Annotated in this window: 16 protein-coding genes; 11 read left to right on the top strand and 5 right to left on the bottom strand. The window is 69.6% G+C overall.

Annotation, left to right across the window (positions count from 1 at the left end; translation table 11 throughout):
- Positions 1-960: a helix-turn-helix transcriptional regulator gene (locus tag ACFY9S_RS05585; protein WP_391123367.1), complete on the bottom strand. Its 960-nt coding sequence runs from the start codon at positions 958-960 to the stop codon at positions 1-3.
- A 370-nt stretch (positions 961-1,330) separates the two neighbouring features.
- Here ACFY9S_RS05585 and ACFY9S_RS05580 point away from each other — a divergent pair, with 370 nt between their 5' ends.
- On the top strand, positions 1,331-1,666 hold the full coding sequence (locus tag ACFY9S_RS05580) for a hypothetical protein (RefSeq protein WP_031142435.1): 336 nt from the start codon (positions 1,331-1,333) through the stop codon (positions 1,664-1,666).
- A gap of 167 nt (positions 1,667-1,833) precedes the next feature.
- Here ACFY9S_RS05580 and ACFY9S_RS05575 read toward each other — a convergent pair whose 3' ends face one another.
- Positions 1,834-2,250 carry a TIGR03618 family F420-dependent PPOX class oxidoreductase gene (locus ACFY9S_RS05575; protein ID WP_391123363.1) on the bottom strand — a complete coding sequence of 139 codons (417 nt, stop codon included), beginning with the start codon at positions 2,248-2,250 and terminating at the stop codon, positions 1,834-1,836.
- Positions 2,251-2,353: 103 nt separating this feature from the next.
- Here ACFY9S_RS05575 and clpB point away from each other — a divergent pair, with 103 nt between their 5' ends.
- From clpB to ACFY9S_RS05550, 5 genes are all read left to right on the top strand, one after another.
- A complete protein-coding gene (gene clpB, locus ACFY9S_RS05570; RefSeq protein WP_391123360.1) occupies positions 2,354-4,951 on the top strand; it encodes an ATP-dependent chaperone ClpB in 2,598 nt (865 codons plus the stop codon).
- A gap of 410 nt (positions 4,952-5,361) precedes the next feature.
- Positions 5,362-5,772 carry a hypothetical protein gene (locus ACFY9S_RS05565; RefSeq protein ID WP_391123357.1) on the top strand — a complete coding sequence of 137 codons (411 nt, stop codon included), beginning with the start codon at positions 5,362-5,364 and terminating at the stop codon, positions 5,770-5,772.
- A gap of 58 nt (positions 5,773-5,830) precedes the next feature.
- Entirely contained in the window at positions 5,831-6,523 is a 693-nt protein-coding gene (locus ACFY9S_RS05560; protein ID WP_391123354.1) for an ATP-binding cassette domain-containing protein, read from the top strand.
- Positions 6,520-8,799 carry an ABC transporter permease gene (locus ACFY9S_RS05555; protein WP_391123351.1) on the top strand — a complete coding sequence of 760 codons (2,280 nt, stop codon included), beginning with the start codon at positions 6,520-6,522 and terminating at the stop codon, positions 8,797-8,799. Before ACFY9S_RS05560 ends, ACFY9S_RS05555 begins: the two co-directional genes overlap by 4 nt.
- A gap of 281 nt (positions 8,800-9,080) precedes the next feature.
- Entirely contained in the window at positions 9,081-9,614 is a 534-nt protein-coding gene (locus tag ACFY9S_RS05550) for a YbjN domain-containing protein (RefSeq protein WP_102910996.1), read from the top strand.
- A gap of 104 nt (positions 9,615-9,718) precedes the next feature.
- Here ACFY9S_RS05550 and ACFY9S_RS05545 read toward each other — a convergent pair whose 3' ends face one another.
- Complete coding sequence (locus tag ACFY9S_RS05545; protein WP_391123347.1) at positions 9,719-10,174, bottom strand: ATP-binding protein; 456 nt, start codon at positions 10,172-10,174, stop codon at positions 9,719-9,721.
- A gap of 175 nt (positions 10,175-10,349) precedes the next feature.
- On the opposite strand from ACFY9S_RS05545, the gene ACFY9S_RS05540 reads away from it, so the two are divergent.
- The 4 genes from ACFY9S_RS05540 (at position 10,350) to ACFY9S_RS05525 (ending at position 13,588) form a co-directional block, all read left to right on the top strand.
- Entirely contained in the window at positions 10,350-11,264 is a 915-nt protein-coding gene (locus ACFY9S_RS05540; RefSeq protein WP_391123344.1) for a Scr1 family TA system antitoxin-like transcriptional regulator, read from the top strand.
- Positions 11,221-11,358, top strand: coding sequence for a DUF397 domain-containing protein (locus ACFY9S_RS05535; RefSeq protein ID WP_391123341.1), 138 nt, complete (start codon positions 11,221-11,223; stop codon positions 11,356-11,358). The genes ACFY9S_RS05540 and ACFY9S_RS05535 overlap by 44 nt, the downstream gene beginning before the upstream one ends.
- Positions 11,359-11,477: 119 nt before the next feature.
- Positions 11,478-12,395, top strand: coding sequence for a S41 family peptidase (locus ACFY9S_RS05530; protein ID WP_391123338.1), 918 nt, complete (start codon positions 11,478-11,480; stop codon positions 12,393-12,395).
- A 281-nt stretch (positions 12,396-12,676) separates the two neighbouring features.
- Positions 12,677-13,588, top strand: a complete 912-nt coding sequence (locus ACFY9S_RS05525) for a hypothetical protein (RefSeq protein ID WP_391123335.1) — start codon at positions 12,677-12,679, stop codon at positions 13,586-13,588.
- A 77-nt stretch (positions 13,589-13,665) separates the two neighbouring features.
- Here the strand turns inward: ACFY9S_RS05525 and ACFY9S_RS05520 are convergent, their stop codons facing one another.
- Complete coding sequence (locus ACFY9S_RS05520) at positions 13,666-14,883, bottom strand: IS110 family transposase (protein WP_391123332.1); 1,218 nt, start codon at positions 14,881-14,883, stop codon at positions 13,666-13,668.
- A gap of 347 nt (positions 14,884-15,230) precedes the next feature.
- On the opposite strand from ACFY9S_RS05520, the gene ACFY9S_RS05515 reads away from it, so the two are divergent.
- Positions 15,231-15,785 carry a Uma2 family endonuclease gene (locus ACFY9S_RS05515; RefSeq protein ID WP_391123329.1) on the top strand — a complete coding sequence of 185 codons (555 nt, stop codon included), beginning with the start codon at positions 15,231-15,233 and terminating at the stop codon, positions 15,783-15,785.
- A gap of 107 nt (positions 15,786-15,892) precedes the next feature.
- Here ACFY9S_RS05515 and ACFY9S_RS05510 read toward each other — a convergent pair whose 3' ends face one another.
- Positions 15,893-17,086, bottom strand: coding sequence for a pyridoxal phosphate-dependent aminotransferase (locus ACFY9S_RS05510; protein ID WP_391123326.1), 1,194 nt, complete (start codon positions 17,084-17,086; stop codon positions 15,893-15,895).
- Positions 17,087-17,107: the final 21 nt, after the last annotated feature.

Here is a 17,107-nt window from a genome sequence, read left to right as displayed (position 1 = left end):
TCAACCGGCGGTTCCTTCCTCGTCCTGCTTCAGGATGCCGGACTGGGCGATGAGGTACCCCAGTTGGGCGCGGCTGCCGCTGCCGAGGGCGGACGCGAGTTTGGCTATGTGGGCCCGGCAGGTGCGCACGTTCATGCCGAGGCGCCGGGCGATGGCCTCGTCGACGTGTCCTTCGACCAGGAGCTTCGCTATGGAGTACTGGATCTCCGAGATGCCGTCACGGGCGGTCTCGTACGGTGTGCCGGTGCTGAGGGGAACCGACCGGTCCCACAAGTACTCGAAGAGCTTGATGAGGTAGCGGACCAGACCGGGGTGGCGCAGTTCCAGGGCGACTTGCTGATCGTCGCGGGCGGGGATGAAGGCGACGGACTCGTCGCAGATGATCAGGCGCTCGACGAGTTCGTCGATGGTGCGGTACTCCGCCTTGCCGTTGGAGAGCTGGGCGGCGTAGGCCAGCTGCTCGGGGTTGTAGCGGGCGGTGTGCTGGTACAGGGTGCGGATGCGCACGCCGCGTTCGATCAGCGGCCGGTCGCGCTCCAGGCCGAGCAGGAGGCTGCGCTCGGACATCCGGTCCGTGGGCTGGACGGTGAGCATCTCCGTCTGGCATTGGAAAGTGGCCATGTTGAGCGCGGCGTTGATTCGTTCGCCGCCTTCCAGCACAGTGATGGCGTCACTGGTGGCGGCCAGCTGGGTGCCCAGGGCCATGAACGGCTCGAAGGTCTCGGCGAGGCCGGTCGCCAGGCGCCGGCGGTCGGCTATCTCCTGTTCCAGCGGGTTGAGCCGCCGGGACAGGGCGACCGCGGGGGGCACCGGCCGCAGCCAGCTCGGGTCGTCCGGGTCGGGGTGGAGCAGGGCGAACTCCATCAGGCACGGAGCGGGCGCCACGTCCTCGCGTGCGATGCGTCCGGCGCGCAGTGCGGCGGCATACAGACGGCCGCCCTCGTCGCACCACTGGGTCATCGCATGGGGATGTGTCTCCTTAGTCCGATTCGATGTCAAATCTCCACCCCCCAGGGTCCTGAACATGCAGGAACATGATGCATCGATTGTGTGGCCATGACGTGCCCGAATGAGCCATCGTCGTACTCGACGGGGGAAAAGGGGACCTTCAAGTGAGGACGAAGCCGACTATGCGTAACAGAATGCTTCGCTCGGTGCTTGTCGCCGCCTTCTCCGCCGTTGTGGCCCTCGGTGTGCTGAGTGGCTTCTCCGATGTGAAGGATGATGTTCAAGCGAACAGCAGCTGGCCGTCCGTCGCCGTGAACAGCGCTCACGGAGCGGAGAACAGCAGCTGGCCGAGCTCCGGGGCAGCCGGATCCGGGAGCTGACCGTGACCACTCCACCCGACGACCGCTCCTTCCGCCGCGAGATGGCCACCGCCTACCGCTCCGGCTGGCACTTCATCGACCTGGTCACCGCCATCCCCCACAGTGGTGACTCGTTGATGGTGACCGTGTTCGGCGAGCCGGTGGTCGTCACACGGGACGAGGACGAGGACGTACGGGCTTACCGGTGTCTGCGGCGGCCTCGGGGGGCGCCGCAGCCAGTGCGATGTGCCGTACGGTACGGAATGATCTTTGTGAACCTGGACCAAAGGGACCACCAGCAGGTGGAGGCCGACTCCCCTGCCCCGAGGACCATCTCTGCCACCCCCCGCAGTGCCTGACGCGATTCCCCCGTCGTAACAGATCGCTCAGGTGCTTCCCCCCGCAGCGGCGTCACCGTGACCTGAACACGGTGACGCCGCTGCAGTTTCCGGGGACATTTCCGGGTATCGACCTCATTCGGCGGTGGCCGGATCCAGTCGATCACCGGTGTGGATTTTCACTTCGCTCAACCTCGCCCCATCGCCCGCGTCAGGTGGACCTCGATCACCACGCGTGCCGGGTTGGGTGACGGGATCCTGCCGTAGCGCTCCGCGTAGCGCCGCTCGGCCTCGGCCACCCGGTCCGGCTCGTCGTGGACGAAGGCCCGGCCCTCCAGTGTCGCCCAGCGGCGGCCCTCCAGCTGGCAGACGGCGACGGCCGCCCCCTGGTCCCCGGCCGCCCGCACGTACCGCACCTTCGCGCTCGCCCTGTTGGTGATCACCCGAGCCAGACGCGCCTCGGGATCGTATGTGACCCCGACGGGTACCAGATGCGGAGTGCCGTCCGGGCGGGGAGTCGTCAGGGTGCACAGGTGCCGCTCCCGCCAGAAGCTGAGAAACGACGGGTCCGGAGCGCCGGGGTCGACGGAGTACTTGGTCGCCATGCCCCGGAACTTAGACCCCCGAGCCTCCCGGAACCGTCCTTGAGTGCACTAGACTCAACTTTGTGCAAGCCGTTCGGGTCAGTGCAAGGAGGAGAACGCGAACGTGGACGCCGAGCTGACCAACCGGAGCCGGGATGCGATCAACGCTGCCAGCAACCGGGCCGTGACCGAGGGGCACCCCGACCTCACCCCGGCCCATCTGCTGCTCGCGCTGCTCCAGGGACAGGACAACGAGAACATCACCGACCTGCTCGCCGCGGTCGACGCCGACCAGGCCGCAGTACGCGCCGGAGCCGAGCGCGTGCTCGCCGGGCTGCCGAGCGTCACCGGGTCGACCGTCGCACCGCCCCAGCCCAACCGAGAGATGCTGGCCGTCGTCGCCGACGCGCAGTCCCGCGCCAAGGACCTGGGGGACGAGTACCTCTCCACCGAGCACCTCCTGATCGCCCTCGCCGCGAAGGGCGGCGCGGCCGGCGAGGTGCTGTCCCAGCAGGGGGCCGACGCCAAGAAGCTCCAGGCCGCCTTCCAGAGGACGCGAGGACAGCGCCGCGTGACCACCGCCGACCCCGAGGGCCAGTACAAGGCCCTGGAGAAGTTCGGGACCGACTTCACCGCCGCCGCGCGGGAGGGCAAGCTCGACCCCGTCATCGGGCGGGACCAGGAGATCCGGCGCGTGGTGCAGGTGCTGTCGCGCCGCACCAAGAACAACCCCGTGCTGATCGGCGAGCCGGGCGTCGGCAAGACCGCCGTCGTCGAGGGGCTCGCCCAGCGGATCGTCAAGGGAGACGTGCCCGAGTCGCTGAAGGACAAGCGGCTCGTCGCGCTCGACCTCGGCGCCATGGTCGCCGGCGCCAAGTACCGGGGCGAGTTCGAGGAGCGGCTGAAGACCGTCCTCGCCGAGATCAAGGACTCCGACGGGCAGATCATCACCTTCATCGACGAGCTGCACACCGTCGTCGGGGCCGGCGCCGGCGGTGACTCCGCCATGGACGCCGGGAACATGCTGAAGCCGATGCTCGCCCGCGGTGAGCTGCGCATGGTCGGTGCCACGACCCTCGACGAGTACCGGGAGCGCATCGAGAAGGACCCGGCGCTGGAACGGCGCTTCCAGCAGGTGCTGGTCGCCGAGCCGACCGTCGAGGACTCCATCGCGATCCTGCGCGGGCTCAAGGGCCGTTACGAGGCTCACCACAAGGTGCAGATCGCCGACAGCGCGCTGGTCGCCGCCGCGTCGCTCTCCGACCGGTACATCACCTCCCGCTTCCTGCCCGACAAGGCCATCGACCTCGTCGACGAGGCGGCCTCCCGCCTTCGCATGGAGATCGACTCCTCGCCCGTCGAGATCGACGAACTCCAGCGCGCCGTCGACCGGCTGAAGATGGAGGAGCTGGCGATCGGCAAGGAGACCGACGCGGCCTCCCGCGAGCGCCTGGAGAAGCTGCGCCGCGACCTTGCCGACAAGGAGGAGGAGCTGCGGGGCCTGACCGCCCGCTGGGAGAAGGAGAAGCAGTCCCTCAACCGCGTCGGCGAGCTGAAGGAACGCCTCGACGAGATCCGCGGCCAGGCCGAACGCGCCCAGCGCGACGGCGACTTCGCCACCGCCTCCAAGCTGCTCTACGGCGAGATCCCCGCCCTGGAGAAGGAGCTGGAGGCCGCCTCCGAGGCCGAGGAGGCGGTCACCAAGGACACCATGGTCAAGGAGGAGGTCGGCGCCGACGACATCGCCGACGTCGTCGCCGCCTGGACCGGCATCCCCGCCGGGCGGCTGCTGGAGGGTGAGACCCAGAAGCTGCTGCGCATGGAGGACGAGATCGGCAGGCGGCTCATCGGCCAGACCGAGGCCGTGCGCGCGGTGTCGGACGCCGTGCGCCGCAGCCGTGCCGGGATCGCCGACCCCGACCGGCCCACCGGGTCGTTCCTCTTCCTCGGCCCGACCGGCGTCGGCAAGACCGAACTGGCCAAGGCCCTCGCCGACTTCCTCTTCGACGACGAGCGGGCGATGGTCCGCATCGACATGTCGGAGTACAGCGAGAAGCACAGCGTGGCCCGGCTGGTCGGCGCCCCGCCCGGATACGTCGGCTACGAGGAGGGCGGCCAGCTCACGGAAGCCGTCCGCCGCCGCCCCTACTCCGTCGTCCTGCTGGACGAGGTGGAGAAGGCCCACCCCGAGGTCTTCGACATCCTGCTCCAGGTGCTGGACGACGGCCGTCTGACGGACGGCCAGGGCCGTACGGTCGACTTCCGCAACACGATCCTCGTCCTGACGTCGAACCTGGGCAGCCAGTACCTGGTCGACCCGGTGACCAGCGAGCAGGAGAAGAAGGAGCAGGTCCTGGAGGTGGTGCGGAGCTCCTTCAAGCCGGAGTTCCTCAACCGCCTGGACGACCTGGTCGTCTTCGCCGCGCTGACCAAGCCCGAGCTGGAGCGCATCGCGAAGCTCCAGCTGGAGCGCCTGGCCAAGCGGCTCGCCGAGCGGCGCCTCACCCTGGACATCACGCCCGAGGCCCTGGCCTGGCTCGCGGAGGAGGGCATGGACCCGGCGTACGGTGCCCGGCCGCTGCGGCGGCTCGTCCAGTCCGCGATCGGCGACCGGCTCGCCAAGGAGATCCTGTCCGGCGAGATCAAGGACGGGGACACCGTCAGGGTGGACCGCGCCGAGGACGGCCTCCTGGTGGGCCCGGCCCCGGGCAAGACGCTGTAGAGCCTCCCCGGTCACATCGCGCCCGGCCCCGGGCAAGACGCCTGTAGAGCCGTCCCTGGGCGCAGCGCGCCCGGCCCCGGGGCCAGATGCCTGTAGGACCGTCCCCGGTCACATCGTGAACGCCGAGAAGCGCACCAGCGCGGTCTCGGCGTTCTCGTACTCGACCCTCTGACTCCACGCCCTCGATGTCGGCGGCTCCGTCACGGAATCTCTCGTCACTGCCGACCCGACTCATGGTCATGACCACGGCGAAGAAGTAAAGCTTCCGTAAAGGGTGCTCTTCGAAGGGTCGGACAGATGGGGCTAGATCGAACACTCTGTCGCTTCTTCTCCTTTACTCGGTGGTAACTTTCACCGCTGCTCTGTCCTGACCAGCAGAGCCACACAACAGAACACAAACGGGAGAAGACATGCGTAAGTTGGCAGTAGGCGCCCTCGCGGCCGGCCTCTTCGCCATGGGGGCGGGCACGGCATTCGCCGCTTCGTGGCACGACATTCCGACGCTCTCGACCGGCGGTGCGAAGTTCCACCACGGCCAGTACAAGTGGCACCCCGCGGGCCAGAATCACGGCGCCTTCGAGTGGAAGGGCAAGCTTCAGGACACCGACCACGGTGACGGCCACAACGTGTACATGCAGGTGAAGGTCGAGGGCTACGACTGGAGCCGCTACAACGGCAAGCAGAAGAAGACCGTCCCGGTGGGGGCCTCCAACTGGGCGGGCTCGCAGCGCTACACCGACGACGCGTACATCCGCGTCTGCCGTGACAAGGGTTCGTTCAACCCCGACAACTGCTCGGCCACCAAGCACTACCAGCGGTAAGCGAAAGCACACCGCCACACACCGGGCCCAGGTCGACCCCCTGGGCCCGGTCGCTTCTTTGGGGGAAGCCATCAGTACGTCAGAAGTCCTCTCGGCCCAGGGTGTCGACCTTCGTTACGGCAAGCAACTGGCTGTCAGTGACGCCCACCTCTCGATCTCCCGAGGGGAGGTCGCGGCCATCACCGGACAGAGCGGTTCGGGGAAGTCCTCGCTGCTGTACTGCCTTGCGGGAGTGCTGCCTCCTGCGCGCGGGCAGGTGCGGTTCGAAGGGACGGCCCTCGGCGATCTCAGCGACGACGAGATCAGTACGCTGCGCCGTGAACGCTTCGGTTTCGTCTTCCAGTACGGCGAACTGCTCCCCGAGTTGACCATCGAGGAGAACACCGCCCTGCCACTGCGCCTGGCCGGGCAACGCAAGCGGCCCGCGCTCGCGGCCGCCGGCGAGGTTCTCGCCCGACTGGGACTCGGCGAACTGCGGGAGCGCCGCCCGTCGCAGGTGTCGGGCGGTCAGAGCCAGCGCGTCGCCGTCGCACGGGCCCTGGTCCACAGCCCGGCCGTCGTGTTCGCAGACGAGCCGACCGGGTCCCTGGACAGTGCCAACGCATCCGCCGTACTGAAGGAGTTCCTCGGCCTGGCGCGCTCACAGGGCACCGCCGTCCTCCTGGTCACCCATGACCCCGCCGTCGCCGCGCAGGCCGACAGCCTCTACACGATGTCCGACGGAGTCCTCACGCCCCGGGAGGCGGTGTGAGGGAGTTCCTGCTCGGTCTGCGCCTGCTCCTCGGTGCCGGCCGCGGCAACCGCGTCCGCTTCTTCCTCATGGCGGCCGGCGGTTCCCTCGGGGTGTGCTGCCTCGCCCTCGTCCTCACCATCCCGCAGATTCTCGATGCTCACGACGGCCGGGCCGCCGCACGACAGCCGCAGACCACTTCAGCCCGGCCCGCGGATTCCACACTCCTCCTCCAGCGCACCGACCCGTACGGCTCCAAGGCCTTCACCCGGGTGTTCATCGCCAAGGGGACCGGGGGCGCCGACGAAGCCCCGCCTGGGCTGAGGGAACTCCCGGGCCCTGGTGAGGTGTTCGTCTCCCCCCGCGTCCGGGACCTGCTGCGTGACCAGCCCGCGGTCAAGGGGCTCCTGCCAGGTCACGAGAGGGGTCTGATCGGCGCGACGGGGCTCGCCCACCCCGACGAGTTGCTCGCCTACATCGGCACGACAGGCGACAAGATCGCCGATGAGGGACGCGTCCTGAAGGGCTGGGGGTACAGCTACGCACCCTTTCCCGCCGTCGAACCCTCGACTCTGACCTACATCCGCTTCGCCCTGGGATCTCTGGTCCTGCTCCCCCTCGGCATCTTCCTCTCCGTCTGCGCCCGGCTCTCCGCCGCCAGCCGGAACCGCCGCCTCGCCTCCCTGCGTCTGCTGGGCCTGAGCACCAAGGGCACGCAGCGGGTCAACGCCGCCGAAACCGTGGTGGCGGCCCTGTTCGGCGCGATTCTCGGTCTCGGCGAATACTGGGTCCTCAATCAGGTGATGACCCGGACCGGACTGCCCAGCCTGAGGTGGTACCCGGCCGATGGCGCGCTGTCCGCGACGACCATCGCCGTCTGCCTGATCGGCTGCCCGCTCCTCGCCTGGTTCGTCGGCCGGGCCAGCGCACGCGATGCCGCCGCCAATCCACTGGCGGTACGCCGCACCGCCGCCCCCAAGCACCCCCCCAAGTGGGGCGGCCTGCTCCTGGTGACCGGCCTCGGCATCGTGGCCGGCTACTGCGCCACCGGCTTCACCGACCACCCCGCCGACAGCCTCGGCCTCAACGCGTTGCTGATGCCGGCAGGCATTCTCCTGACGGGCCTGGGGCTGGTGCTGACGCTGCCCCTGATCTCCTACGTCCTCGCCCGCCGACTCGCGCGAACCACTCAGTCCCTCACCCTCAACCTGGCGATGCGCCGCAACGAGGTCGAGCCGGGCAGCACCATGCGGGTCGTCACCGGCCTCGTGCTGCTCGTCTTCTCCGCCTCCCTCGCCCAGGGCGTCCTCATTCAGCTGGAGCAGGTCACCCGGCCGTCCGCTCCCGTGCAGGACTACTCGATCCCCTTGTCCTCGCTCACCCTGCGACAGCAGCAGGAAGTCGCCGATGTACCGGGGGTACGGGCGCACGCCGTGACGATGGAGTCCTGGACCGACCCCGATGGTTCCGCTGACCAGCCCTGGGCCAGCGCCGTCGTCGCCACCTGCGACCAGCTGACCAGGCTGGTACGGCAGGTCGAGGGCTGCGTGGACGGCAAGGTCATGCGCCTCAGCGACCCGAACGCGGGCACGGGTCAGGGCGCGCGCCCTGGCGACACCCTCCCTTTCCGCATGCCGGAAGGCGGTCGTGGCAAGACCCTGGAGATCACACTCCCGCGTGACCAGATCGCCTACCGTGCGTACGACCCGTCGGCGGTCCACGGAGTGGATGTGCTCATCCCGCCGTCGGCACTGCCCGCCACGGCTCGGCCGGAGGGGGCGCGGTACGTCCTCACCAGCAGCTCCGACCACGACGAGGTCCGCAGGGTCCTTGACGGTATCGCCGCCGTCACCCCGACCACCGCCGTCGAACCCGTCGGTGTGAACGTCGAGGGCCTCCAGCAGATCGCCGTCCTCGAGACCCTGCTCGCCGTCGGCATGATCATGGGTCTGGTGATCGGGACCGCGGCGTTCGTCGTCTCGGCGACCGACCGGGCGGTGGAGCGGCGCCCGCAGGTCACCGCCATCACGCTGGTCGGAGCGCGGGCGCGGACGATGCGAGCCGTGCAGTGCCTACAGGTCGTGCTCCCTCTGAGTGTCGGGCTGACACTGGCGCTCCTCGCGGGCAAGCTCGCCGAGTCCTGCTATCTGATCACCGGGGGCAGCGAGATCTACTGGGACTCCGCCGGCGTCCCGGTGCTCGCGCTCGCGGCGGTGGGCGTGGCGGCCGTGTCCGCCCTCGCCGCCCTCCCGCTCGTAGGGCGGCGTATCGACCCGGAACTGATCCGCCGCGACTGATCACCCGCGCTCGACCGCCCCGGGTTCACCCGCTCGGCTCGCTCGGCAGCGGGCAAGCCGGCCGGCCCTTCTCCGCGCCGCGCGCGAGGATCCGCTGCGGTGCGGGGATGCCGAGGCCGGCAACCCGGGTCGTCTTCGGCGGTCGGGCCCGGGTGGGAGAACCCTGCGGGTTGCGGTTGACCGGATCGTGTCAGCCATGGGCTTAGCGGGGTAGTCGGGGCTTGCCACCCCCCTCCCCGCATGGGGGAGGATGGCGGAATCCGTACGAAGGGAAATTCACGGTGACCATCGACCCGTCCTCGATTCCGAACTTCGGGGGCCAGCCCGAGCCGCAGCCCGGCGGCGGCCCGGCCGGCCCCGTCGTCCCGGATCAGGACCTCGTTAAGCAGCTCCTCGACCAGATGGAGCTCAAGTACGTCGTCGACGACGAGGGAGACCTCGCGGCGCCGTGGGAGCAGTTCCGCACCTACTTCATGTTCCGGGGTGAGGGAGACCAGCAGGTCTTCTCCGTGCGGACGTTCTACGACCGGCCCCACGAGATCGAGGCCAAGCCGCAGATCCTCGAGTCGATCGACGACTGGAACCGCCGCACTCTGTGGCCCAAGGTCTACAGCCACACCCACGACGACGGCACGGTCCGCCTGATCGGCGAGGCCCAGATGCTGATCGGCATGGGTGTCAGCCTGGAGCACTTCGTCTCCTCGACGGTCAGCTGGGTGCGCGCCGCGATCGAGTTCGACAAGTGGCTCATCGAGCAGCTGGGTATCGAAGAGGAGATCAACGAGGCGGAGAAGCCCGGGGACGACGAGGAGTAGTCCCCCGCGCGGGACCCTCACGGCGCGTCGGCGCGTACGAGTAGGTACGTGCTGTACGCGCCGTTTGCCTTTTCGGGCACCGCTGCCTTCCTCCCCGGGGCGGATCAGACCTCGAGACGCAGCTCGGCCCATACCGTCTTGCCCACCGGGCTGCGGGGCGCCGACCCCCAGCGCACGGCCAGGACGTCCACCAGGAGCAGCCCTCGGCCCGACTCGTCGTCGGGGCAGGAAGAGGGCGCGGCCGTGGGCAGCCGCTTCGCGGAGGCGGCGTCCGCGACCTCCACACGCAGTACGCCCGCGGCCCGGTCCAGGGCGAGCCGCAGACCGAACTCCCGGCCGGGAACCCGACCGTGCTGTACGGCGTTCGCCGCGAGCTCCCCGACGACGAGGGCGACCGCGCACGAGACGTCCGACGCCGGCGGGTGGCCCCGTTCCTCCATCCACCGGACGGCGTGCCGCCGGGCGAGCTGCGCACCGCGCGGGGTGGAGGGGCACTGCACCGTGAGCGACCGCAGTTCACGCTGCGGCAGGTCTCCCGGGGTGGCGGTTTCTGTCAGCACGGCTGTCCGTCCCTTTCCGTCGGCTCGAGGCGCTCCGTTGCGCACACGAGTCATCACGTTCCGTGCTCAAGAGTCGGCCGATCGCCCTACGCTCGACAGGGGGCGCAGCCTTATTTGTGAGGCCGTAAGGAACGGAAGTGATGCCTTGGCCAACGGAATTGACCCCAGTACGTCGATGGCCGCGCTGTTCGGCGCGCGGGTGCGCAGGCTCCGGACGGCGGCGGGACTGACCCAGGCCGAGCTGGGCGACCGGACGCATGTGGTGAGCACGCGGATCACGCAGATCGAGCGGGCGTCCGGAGCGAAACCGACGCTGGAGCTGGCGCGTGCGCTGGATGTGGTGCTCGGGGCGGACGACATCCTGGTCGAGCTGTGGCCGTACGTGTACCGGGAGGCGTTTCCGGACTGGTCGCGGAAGTTCATGGAGTACGCGGAGCGGGCGGTGGTCGTCCGGCAGTATGCGGCTCATGTGGTGCCGGGGCTGCTGCAGACCGAGGACTACGCCCGGGCGGTACTCAGCCTGGACGCCCTGCTGGACAGTGAAGAGCAGCTGGAGGAGCGCGTCGCAGCCCGTATGGGACGGCAGGATCGGCTGAGTTCGCCCGAACGGCCAGAGCTGTGGGTGGTTCTGGATGAGGCAGTACTGAGGCGTCCGATCGGTGGCCAGGCCGTGATGCGGAAGCAGTTGGCGCGTCTGCTCGAGGCTTCGGTGGAGCGGCATATCACCGTGCAGGTACTGCCGTTCGACCAGGGCGGACACGAGGCAATGGGCGGTTCGCTGACGATCCTGACCCTGCCGGACGGCTCAGAGATGGCCTACACCGAGGGCGCGGACTATGGTCAACTCATTGAGGAACCGGTCAACGTCAGTCGCTACAAGGTGATTTACGATCGGCTGCGGGCGGCAGCCCTGCCCCCGGTCATGTCGCTCGACATGGTCCGGTCCGCGATGGAGGGCAACTACCGTGGCTCGAATGTCCCGTCCCGATCTGAACGACGCCGCCTGGCGCAAGAGCAGTTACAGCAATCAGGCGGGCGGCGACTGCGTGGAGGTGGCCGACGGGTTCCGGGCCGTCGTCCCGGTCCGTGACAGCAAGGCCCCGGCCGGTCCGATGCTGTGCTTCGAAGCCGCTGCCTGGGCCGCCTTCATAGGCGAGCTGAAGGCCGGGCCGGTGAACCGGTGAGCTGTCGCCCCTGGCGCGCAGGACGAATCCCCCTGCGTGCGGCCTGCGCAGGGGTGGTAGCTGTCCTCGTCGCGGCAGCGGGGTGCACGGAGCGTGAAGGGCGGAATCCCGGCCCGACCATGTCTGCCGAAGCCCGGGCCTATTTGTCCACGGCACTGGACCTCATGGAGAAGCGCTCACTCATGCGTGCCGAGGTCGACTGGACGCAGGTGCGCGGTGAGGTGTTCTCGCACGCGGACGGTGCGCGGAAGCCGGCGGACACGTACGGGGCGCTCCAGTCGGCGGTGAGCGCGCTGCACGACGGGCACAGTCGCTTCTTCGAGCCGGAGCAGGTCGCGGAGCTCGAGGCTCCGGTGAAGACCTTTGACGGTCTGAGGGGCCGCTCGTTGGAAGGGCGCTTCGGGTATGTGTCCCTGCCGCGCGCCCAGGCATCGAAGCAGTCGTACGACCGGTACGTGCAGCGAGGCCGAAAGGCGGTCGCGGAGGCGGACCGATCGCGGGCGTGCGGCTGGGTGGTGGATCTGCGCCGCAACCAGGGCGGGAACATGTGGCCCATGCTCGCCGTCGTCGCCCGGATCCTGGGCGACGGCAAGGTCGGCGGGTTCGTGGACGCCGAGGGCAGGACTTCGGTGTGGACGATCGAGGACGGCAGCCCTCGCATCGACGGAAGGCCCGCAGGCTGGCGGGGCGGCGAGCCGGTGAGCAACGGCGACGCACCCGTGGCCGTGCTGACGGACAGGGCGACCGCCAGTTCCGGGGAAGCGGTGGCGGTGGCCTTCCGCGGTCGGCCGCACACCCGGTCCTTCGGCGAGAGCACCTATGGCGTCCCCACCTCGAACACGTCCTACCGACTCTCCGACGGAGCGATGCTGCTTCTCACCGAGGCCAGGTTCGTGGACCGCACCGGCCGCGCGTACGACGCGCCCATTCCTCCGGACGTGGACGTCTTCACCGAACTACGCACCGTGGGAACCAGCCGGGACCGGGTCCTGGAGGCGGCGAAAGAGTGGCTGGCCGAGCAGCCCGGGTGCGAGTGACCCCGGACCGGGCGCCCGAGCTTTGTGGGGCGGGCCGACCGAGCCCTTGTCCGCGAGGGTCCGGTAGGCCACTGACCTCCTGAAAGAACCGGGGGAAAGAACTACCCGCCCACCCGCCCTCCCGCCGCCGGGAGGCGGGCGTCACCCGTCCGGGTGACCGGCTTGCAGGGGCGGGTAACGGACCGTTACGTTCGCCGCGACAACCGCAAACAGATACGGCCCCCGGCCGGGACGGCAATCCCGATCGAGGGCCTGACCGATCAGGAAGAACCCGCTTCCCGATGGATGACTCGCAGTCTAACGCGCGCCTGCGCGCCGACGCCGGAGTTCCGACCTCCGGCGTGATCCACGTACGCACCCGGCTGACGGCCGACTTCACGGTGATCTCCAACGCCCTCGCCCAGCGGCGCGGCAGCGCGGTCACGATCGGCGTCGCGGCGTACATCGCCTCCCTGCCCGACGGCTCCCCCGTGACCATCACCGCCCTGTGCGATCACTTCAGCGAGGGCGAGATCCTCATCTCGCGAGCGCTCAGGGAACTCGAATCGGCCGGATACCTGGAACGCCGCCGCGAACGGACGCCCACCGGGCAGGTGCGCACCCGGACGTACTTCTACGACGCACCGCGCGGCGAAGGCCCTGAGGACCCGCCCGAGCCGCCGAAGCCCCGGTCGCGGAAGCGGCCCACCGTCCCGGAAACCCGACGGGAGACGGCGCCCGCTCCCGATCTTGAGGAGCCCGGCAGCCCGGCGCCCGCTCCCGCTCCTGAGAAGCCCGGCAGCCCTGTACTCGTCCTCGCCGACGCCGACCCCGAGGCGATCGCCGTACTGACCGCCCTGCGCCGGGTCGACCCCCGCCTCGTCCTCTCAGTGCAGGAGGCCGCCCGCCTGGCACCGGCCGTCACCGAGTGGCTGGCGGCCGGTGTCGGGCCGCGGGAGATCACCGAGCTGCTGACCGTACGGCTCCCCGACCGCTTCCGGGCCCGCCCGGCAAGCGTCCTGGCCTTCCGCCTCCGGGAAACCCCGCTGCCGTTGCCACCCCCGGCGCCGCTCCCGCCCGACGTCGCGCGCCCGGTCGTGCTGCCCTTCCAGACCTGCGACGGCTGCGAGCGTGCCTTCCGCGCCGAGGAGCCCGGACACTGCCGGAGCTGCCGGGGCCGACGCGCCGGGGAAGGCCTGCGTGCGGCGGGCTGAGCTGGTCTGCAGGGGGGTGCCTCTATGTCTTTCGTCAAGGCGCCCAGGTTCGGTTTGGGGTGGTTTGACTTGCTGGGTCATGCGGCGAGTTCGACGTCCTTGGGGACGCGGGGTTCGTAGAAGGTGCCGTCTCGGAGCATGGCGAACAGGACGCTGATGCGTTGGCGGGCGAGGCGGAGGAGGGCCTGGGTGTGGGTTTTGCCGCGGGCGCGTTGCTTGTCGTAGTAGGTGCGGGAGGCGGGATCGGCGTTCATGCAGGCGAAGGCGGAGAGGAACATGGCGCGTTTGAGCTGGCGGTTGCCGCCTCGGGGTGCGTGTTCGCCGTGGATCGAGGTCCCCGACGACCTGGTGGTGGGGGCGAGGCCGGCGTAGGAGGCCAGGTGGGCGGCGCTGGGGAAGCTGGTGCCGTCGCCGACGGTGACCAGCAGGACGGCGGCGGTCCTGACGCCGACGCCGGGCATCGACGTCAGGACCGGGGAAAGAGGGTGGGCCTCCAGCAGGGCGTTGATCTGGGTTTCCATCGCCCGGCGTTGTTCGTGGACAGCGGCGAGCGAGCGGGCCAGGGAGGGCACGACGATGTCGAGGGTGCCGGTCCCCGGGACCACGACGGTCTGCTCGTCCAACGCCTCGAAGACATCGTCGATCAGCCGCTGGGCCATGCGCGGGGCCTTGGGCCGGATGAGTTCGACGAGCCTGCGGCGGCCGGCTTTGCGCAGGGCGGCCGGGGAGCCGTAGCGCTCCAGCAGCCAGGTGACGGCCTGGTGGTCGAGGCGCGGGCCCAGGACGCGCTCCAGCGAGGGGTGGAACTGTGTGAGCAGGCCGCGTATCCGGTCGGAGGTGCGGGTGGCCTCGGCCGCGAGGTCCTGGTCGAAGCCCACCAGCACCGTGAGTTCGGCGGTGATCTCGTCGGTGAGCTCCAGGGAGCGCAGAGTGTGCGGCATGGTCCGGGCCGCGTCCGCGATCACCGCGGCGTCCTTCGCGTCGGTCTTGGCCTCGCCGGGGTAGAGGTCGGCGATCCGGCGCATGGCCAGGCCGGGCAGGTAGGCGACACGGCAGCCCGCATCGCGGGCGACAGTCAGCGGCAGGGCGCCAATCGAGGCGGGCTGGTCCACGATCACCAGGACGGTGCCGAACTTGGCCGTAAGTTTGTCGAAGACGGCCCGCAGCTTCGGCTCGCTGTTGGGCAGCTGCTTGTCGAAGACCCTCTTCCCGGCCGGGGTGAGCCCGTGGCCGTGGTGAGCGGACTTGCCGACGTCCAGGCCGAGGAACACGCCCACGTCTTCGATCTCGAACATCGCTCCCCTTCAAAGGTGTTGACGGTGCCGGCCTCGGCTCGGGTGTCGTGCTCGCGCATCCACGTTATGCAGACCTGCCGTCCGCGAACTGTCCGGCATTGCGCCGGACCGGACGGTGGCCGGACCTCTGATCAGCGTCTCCGACGAACACCCCCGGACCCGGTGACACCACCCCCCAGGTCATCCGATCGACAGGGGGACCCAGTCATGCCGGGCCCGGAGGCCAGCGGCCCTCTTGCAGGACCGCGGAAAACATAACGGGGACAAGGTCGCTCGGTGTGACCAGAACGCCCCGGTGACGCGGCACCGTCCGTCGTATCCTGACCGCACACGGGAAGGAGCCGTTCATGAGCGTCGACGCCATCGTGCACACCGAGTTCCCCGAGGGGTACACGGTCCTGTTCGGGGCCGACGGAAAGGTGATCATGACCCCGCAGAGCGAAGAGCACTCCAGCACCATCAGGTCGATGCAGATCGACTCCGCTCTCGCCCTGGGACGCCACGCGAAGGTCACCTCCGACGTCTACATCGACTTCCCCGCCGACGAGAATTCCGCCCCCGATCTGGCGATCCTCCGCGAGGACGCCCGCCGCGAGGGCAAGCGCTACAGCTTCGAGGACGTCCTGCTGATCTCCGAGGTCGTCTCGACCTCTTCCGCACGCAAGGACTACGACGACTGCACGGCGAAGTACGGCCGCTACGGCATCCCGATCTACCTGGTCGTGGACCCCTACGCCCAGGAAGTCGTCCTTCACACCCAGCCGACCGGCACCGGCTACATCGCGGCACACACCCACATGTACGGCACGGGCAAGCTCCCCATCCCCCTGGCCGACGGCCGCACCTTCACTCTCGACCTCGACGAGCTTCCGCGCCCGGACCCCGAGGCGGACGCCCGCTGACGGACGGGGACGAGCTCACGGGAGAACCCCGGTGCACCGCCCGGAGATGGTCAGAAAGCCTCCCCGAGCCGCTTCACCGCCTCAACGAGATCACGGAAACGCTGACGTCAGCGGAGCCGGGCAAGCCGCTTCGCCGCCTCCTCCAGCACCCCCGTCCGCTTGCAGAAGGCGAACCGTACGAAGGGCGCGCCCTGTTCGCGGTGGTCGTAGAAGACCGCGTTGGGGATGGCGACGACCCCGGTGCGTTCCGGCAGGCCGCGGCAGAAGGCGAAGCCGTCCGTTTCGCCGAGGGGGCGGATGTCGGTGGTGATGAAGTACGTGCCCGAGGGGCGGAAGACGCGGAAGCCCGCCTCCGCCAGGCCCGCCGCCAGCAGGTCCCGCTTGGCCAGCATGTCGGCTCGGAAGTCGATGAAGTACGACTCGGGGAGCGAGAGCGCCTCGGCGACGGCGTACTGGAACGGGCCCGCCGAGACGTACGTCAGGTACTGCTTCGCCGAGCGCACCGCCGTGACCAGCTCCGGGGTACCCGTCAGCCAGCCGACCTTCCAACCCGTGAACGAAAATGTCTTTCCGCTGCTTGAGATGGTGACCGTGCGCTCGCGCATCCCCGGGAACGTCGCCAGCGGCACGTGCTCGGCGTCGTCGAAGACCAGGTGCTCGTACACCTCGTCCGTCACCACCAGCAGGTCGCGCTCCACGGCCAGCTCGGCGATCGCGGCCAGCTCCTCACGGGCGAGGACCGTCCCGGTCGGGTTGTGCGGGGTGTTGATCAGCAGCAGCCGGGTGCGGTCCGTGACGGCGTCGCGCAGCTCGTCGAGGTCGAGCCGGAACCGGCCCTCGTCCTCGTGCGCCCGCAGGGTGACCGGCACCCGGCGCCCGCCTGCCATCGCGATGCACGCCGCGTAGGAGTCGTAGTAGGGCTCGAAGGCGATCACCTCGTCCCCCGGTTCCAGCAGGGCCAGCAGGGCCGCGGCGATGGCCTCCGTGGCGCCGGCGGTCACCAGGACCTCCGTGTCGGGGTCGTAGGACAGCCCGTAGCAACGCTGCTGGTGGGCGGTGATCGCGGTGCGCAGCTCGGGGACGCCGGGGCCCGGCGGATACTGGTTGCCGCGGCCGTCCCGCAGGGCCCGTACGGCGGCCTCCCTGATCTCCTCGGGGCCGTCGGTGTCGGGGAAGCCCTGCCCGAGGTTGATGGCGCCGGTGCTCAGGGCCAGGGCGGACATCTCGGCGAAGATCGTCGTCCCGAACTCGGCGAGCCGGCGGTTCAGGAGGGGGCGCGCGCTGGAGGTCATGCCGGTCATCCTGCGCCGAAGCTCTGGAGT

Source organism: Streptomyces sp. NPDC012474 (assembly GCF_042955185.1).
Classification (GTDB): domain Bacteria; phylum Actinomycetota; class Actinomycetes; order Streptomycetales; family Streptomycetaceae; genus Streptomyces; species Streptomyces cahuitamycinicus.
The sequence above is the reverse complement of the archived record's forward strand: the minus strand, read 5'-3'. Positions and strand labels throughout refer to the sequence as shown.